Origin of the sequence: Mesotoga sp. HF07.pep.5.2.highcov (genome assembly GCF_003666285.1) — a bacterium.
GTDB classification, from domain to species: domain Bacteria; phylum Thermotogota; class Thermotogae; order Petrotogales; family Kosmotogaceae; genus Mesotoga; species Mesotoga prima.
Window position 1 is genome coordinate 1 of the sequence record NZ_JFHJ01000649.1, and the last position, 4240, is coordinate 4240.

The following is a 4240-nucleotide window of genomic DNA, read 5'->3' on the forward strand; positions in this document are numbered from 1 at the left end:
GCGTCTCCCACGAAGTTGAAGGAGAGAACCGCAACGATTATGAAGATTCCCGGAACCATTAGCCAGGGATGGGCCTCAAGTTCAGATATAGACTGGGCCTGTTTCAACAGCAGGCCCCAGCTTGTCATAGGTTCCTTTATACCGAGCCCCAGGAAGCTAATCGCGCTCTCTCCCAGAATCATTCCCGGTATTGAAAGAGTAGAGACGACTATGAGGTAGCTTATCGTGTTAGGAATCAAGTGACGCGTTATTATTTTCATGTTAGATACACCGGATACTCTGGCGGCCAGAATGAACTCCTTCTCTCTCAGGCTCAGGACCATTCCTCTGACAACACGCGCAACACCCATCCAGCCGATTAGTGAAAGAACGATTACGATTCCGAAATAGACCCATGTACTTGGCCATTGAGGAGGTAGAATCGTGGCAAGCGCGAGCCAGAGGGGAATCCTCGGAAAGGATCTCAGAAGCTCAATGAAACGCTGTATGACTACGTCTATAGTCCCGCCGTAGAATCCCGAAAGCGCTCCAACTATCGCTCCTATGAATACGCTTATCAGAGTGCCGACGAGGCCGACTGTCATTGAGACCTTCCCCCCGATCAGGACCCTGGAGAATAGATCCCTGCCAAATCTGTCGCCGCCAAAAAGAAGAACCATCGCTATATCGGAAGATTCTTCAACACCGAAGAGATGGAGATCAGTCTTGAAAATCCCCCAGAATCTGTATTCCTCCCCTCTGACGAAGAACTTCACAGGAACTGGCCGGCTGGTGTCTTCGGAGAATTCCAGCCTGTAAGTCACGGGGTTTCTGACCTTCTTCATCCCGTACACGAAGGGGCCGATCCATTTACCTTCTTCATCGAAGAATCGGATCTTCGAGGGGGGCGCATAGACGAAATTCCTGTGGGAAGTCACATAGTTGTATGGCGCTATGAAGTCGGAAAATATGACGAGCAGATACATGATAGAAAGGGCTATTAAGCAACAACACCAAGTTTATGTTTGAAGAAATTCTTTGCAATCCGGCTTTTCGTGCTCTGCATATCAGCTCATCCTTATCCGTGGGTCGAGAACGGCAAGCGCTATGTCGGCAAATAGATTCCCGATCTGGGTTATGATGGCGATGAACATAAGGAACGTCATTACTAGATACTGGTCGTGGTTGAGAAGCGCGTTATAGAAGAACGGTCCCATCGTCGGCAGATTCAGGACGATAGCGGCTATTATGGTGCCGCTGAATACGTTAGGAAGCTCCGTTCCGGCTATGCTGACCATCGGATTGAGTGCGTTTTTTATCGCGTGCCTTTTTACGGTCTTTTCATCGAGCCCGTGAGCCCTGAGCGAGGTGACAAAGGGAGAAGAAATGACATCTAACATGTTCCCGCGCATGACACGCATGAGTCCAGCAAGACCGCTCATGCCTACTACAACGAGAGGAATCCACAGGTGTTTAAGTAGATCCACAAACTTTTCCAGGCTGAAAGGCGCCCCAACGAACTGTGGCGAAAAGAGGCCACCGACCGAGGTCGCCCCCATCTGCAGCATGAGGTACATAAGGATCAGTGCCAGGAAGAAGTCCGGTACAGAAAGACCTATGAAGCCAATAACTGTTAGCGAATAGTCACCAAATGAATATGGATGCAGCGCAGAGTAGATTCCCATCGGAACGGCAAGGATCCATTGAAAAACGATGGCTCCTAGTGCAACGAAGACCGTCCAGCCCATTCGTTCCCATATAAGCTCTCCAACAGGTCTTTGAAAGGCAAAGGAGTAGCCGAAGTCCCCTCTGGTGACTATCCCCTTGATCCAGTTCCAGTATCTTATGTGGGCCGGTTCATCGAGCCCGAGATTCTTTCTGAGTAGCTCGATCTGCGCCGGTGAAATTCTCGGGTTGTCCAGATACTGGCTTATGAAATCACCGGGTTGTAGCTCGGTGATCACGAAGCAGATCACGGATATGAAGAACATCATTGGAATCATTATAAGCAATCTTCTAGCGATAAAAGACCACATAATCTTCCTCCGGAGAAGTAAAGCGGGAGGAGAATCTCCTCCCGCAGATGAAGCACTTATTTCTTAAATACGGTCCAGGAAGAGTAAGAGAGAAGCCCCTCTTCGTTCTGTTCGACGTTTCCTAGCGACTTGTTCGCGGCGTAAAGATTCATTCCTTTGCACACGAAAATCACGGGAAGATACTCCGCGTAGATCTCCTGCCATTCGTCGTAATAGGATTTTCTTTCGACCGGGTCCATTGCGACCTGGCCCTTTTCAAAGAGTTCGTACACTCTCTTTTCCCAATCAAGCATGTTTTCCATGATAGGAAGATTGGTGTCGGGGTCTCTCGTTGTTCTGTGCCAGTAGTAGAGCTGAGTTCCCGGCTGCCAGATCGCCTTTCTCAACTGGGGATCGGGCTGGTTCCCAAAGGCCCTGATTCCAGCTTCGAAACTGCCGGCGCCAAACATCTGTCCAGTTAGCGAGCTATCGAGTATCTGGAGGTTGACCTTTACTCCGATACTCTGCAAGTCCTGAGAGTAAATGTATGCGATGTCCTGGTACTCCTGCGGAGAGCTCTGCAGGGTAAGCACGAACTCGAACTTCGTCCCGTCGGGATACTCTCTGAAGCCGTCTCCGTCATTGTCTTTGAGTCCAAGCTCGTCTAGAATTCTCGCGGCCTCTGCCAGGTTGAAGGGTCTGCGAATCTCTTCGATTTTTGGATTGTAGAAGGCCTTGTTAGAGGGAAGTACAGGCACTCCTCCAAGAACGGCCAGTCCATTGTAGACCTCATCGATGATCCTCTCTCTGTCAAGGGCATATTCCATTGCCTGGCGGAACTCGGTAGTTCTGAAAACCTCTCTGAGTTTCGGGTTCTCAACATCGAAATTGAATGCGATGTGAATCGGGCTTGGAGTAGGCTGAGTAGGCTCGGCAAGGAAGACTCTAAATGGACCGCCGGCAAGTTCCCTCTCCTTGAGGATCGGGAAGTCGTTTCCACTCACGGCCATGTAGTCGAGCTCTCCTGCCATGAACTTGGCAAGCCTCACCTGTGCATCGCTTACAACGAGGTACTCGATCTTGTCCACGTAAGGAAGCTTGTTGCCATATTCATCGACCTTCCAGTAGTTTGGATTTTTCGTCATGACGACCTTCTGGTCTATTATGTATTCCGAGAGCATGAAGGGTCCATTTGCTGGAATCTCGTTCAGAGGAGTGTTTGTTAGCCATACATCGTTGACCGAGTCGGGTCTGTTCTTGTCGATCTTGCTTTCAAGCGCATGGGACGGGTAGATATAGGCGTGCGATAGAACTGTGAAGAAGGCAGCGTACGGCGCGGGCAGAATAGCCTTGACAGTGCTGTCGTCGACCTTTACCCACTCAATTGGTTTTGCTTCGATTGTGAATCTGGCTACGGAGTTTCCTCTGGCTACGGGATTCATAACGAAGTGCTCAAATGTGAAGATTACGTCATCGGCGGTCAGAGGGACGCCATCAGACCACTTCACATCTCTCAGGTGGAAGGTGACCTCCTTGTTGTCTTCCGAGACTTCCCACGACTCTGCAAGGGCGGGCCTGATTGCCGACGTAACCGGATGAGCCTCGACGAGTCCTGTGAGCATCTGTCCTGCAACGGAGTAAGCGTTGCTATCGAGAGTGCCGTAGAAATTGAATGACTGGGGGGAACCGGTAAGTGCCAAGTACAGCGTCCCTCCCATTCTGGGGTTTGGATCAGGTGTCAGCATGCTGTCTTCCACGAATGGAGCTGCCATTAACATGGCGGTGAAAAGAACTGCGAGAACTAACAGAAAGATTCGCCTCACGGTAAAAACCTCCTTTATGTTTTCTCTCCCGTCGGGGAGATCAAGGTAAAGCCAGTTTTCCTAGGACAACTCTCTTTCTCGCTCCTGTTACAGACGGAACGTTTGCCTCTACCCCGTTAAAGAACTCCTGGGCTAGAACTGCCATGCCAATCGCTTCCTTTGCCTGCAAGAAGGTTTTGTCAGGCACTTCTACATCAAGGCCGCTAAGCTGTTTAAGATCCTCGATCATAACGGGGTTAAGGGCCCCTCCTCCCGTAACTACTATTCTTTTCCCCAAAGGTAAATATGAATTGATGCTTTGAACCAACTGGAATACGCTGAACCTAACGAGTGTTCTAACAAGGTTTTCCGGAGAGGAGAAGGAGATCCCCTCCAGGAAGGTTTCGTTGTAGATCTCTCTTCCCGTCGATTTTGGGGGCTGCC

General features: G+C 50.1%; 4 protein-coding genes. All 4 read right to left on the reverse strand.

The window, feature by feature from the left end; all coding sequences use genetic code 11:
- On the reverse strand, nt 1-965 hold a 965-nt coding region (locus BG32_RS13830), incomplete at its 3' end, for an ABC transporter permease (protein WP_259459757.1).
- 81 nt (nt 966-1046) lie between these two features.
- Nucleotides 1047-2015: an ABC transporter permease gene (locus tag BG32_RS13835; RefSeq protein WP_006489421.1), complete on the reverse strand. Its 969-nt coding sequence runs from the start codon at nt 2013-2015 to the stop codon at nt 1047-1049.
- A gap of 56 nt (nt 2016-2071) precedes the next feature.
- Complete coding sequence (locus tag BG32_RS13840; protein ID WP_006489420.1) at nt 2072-3817, reverse strand: ABC transporter substrate-binding protein; 1746 nt, start codon at nt 3815-3817, stop codon at nt 2072-2074.
- Nucleotides 3818-3857: 40 nt separating this feature from the next.
- Nucleotides 3858-4240: anhydro-N-acetylmuramic acid kinase (locus BG32_RS13845; RefSeq protein ID WP_183084347.1), on the reverse strand; the 383-nt coding region annotated here is incomplete at its 5' end.

Excerpts from the sequence above, each read along its gene's own strand:
- BG32_RS13835 (WP_006489421.1), bottom strand. The coding sequence starts at position 2,015 with ATGTGGTCTTTTATCGCTAGAAGATTGCTTATAATGATTCCAATGATG.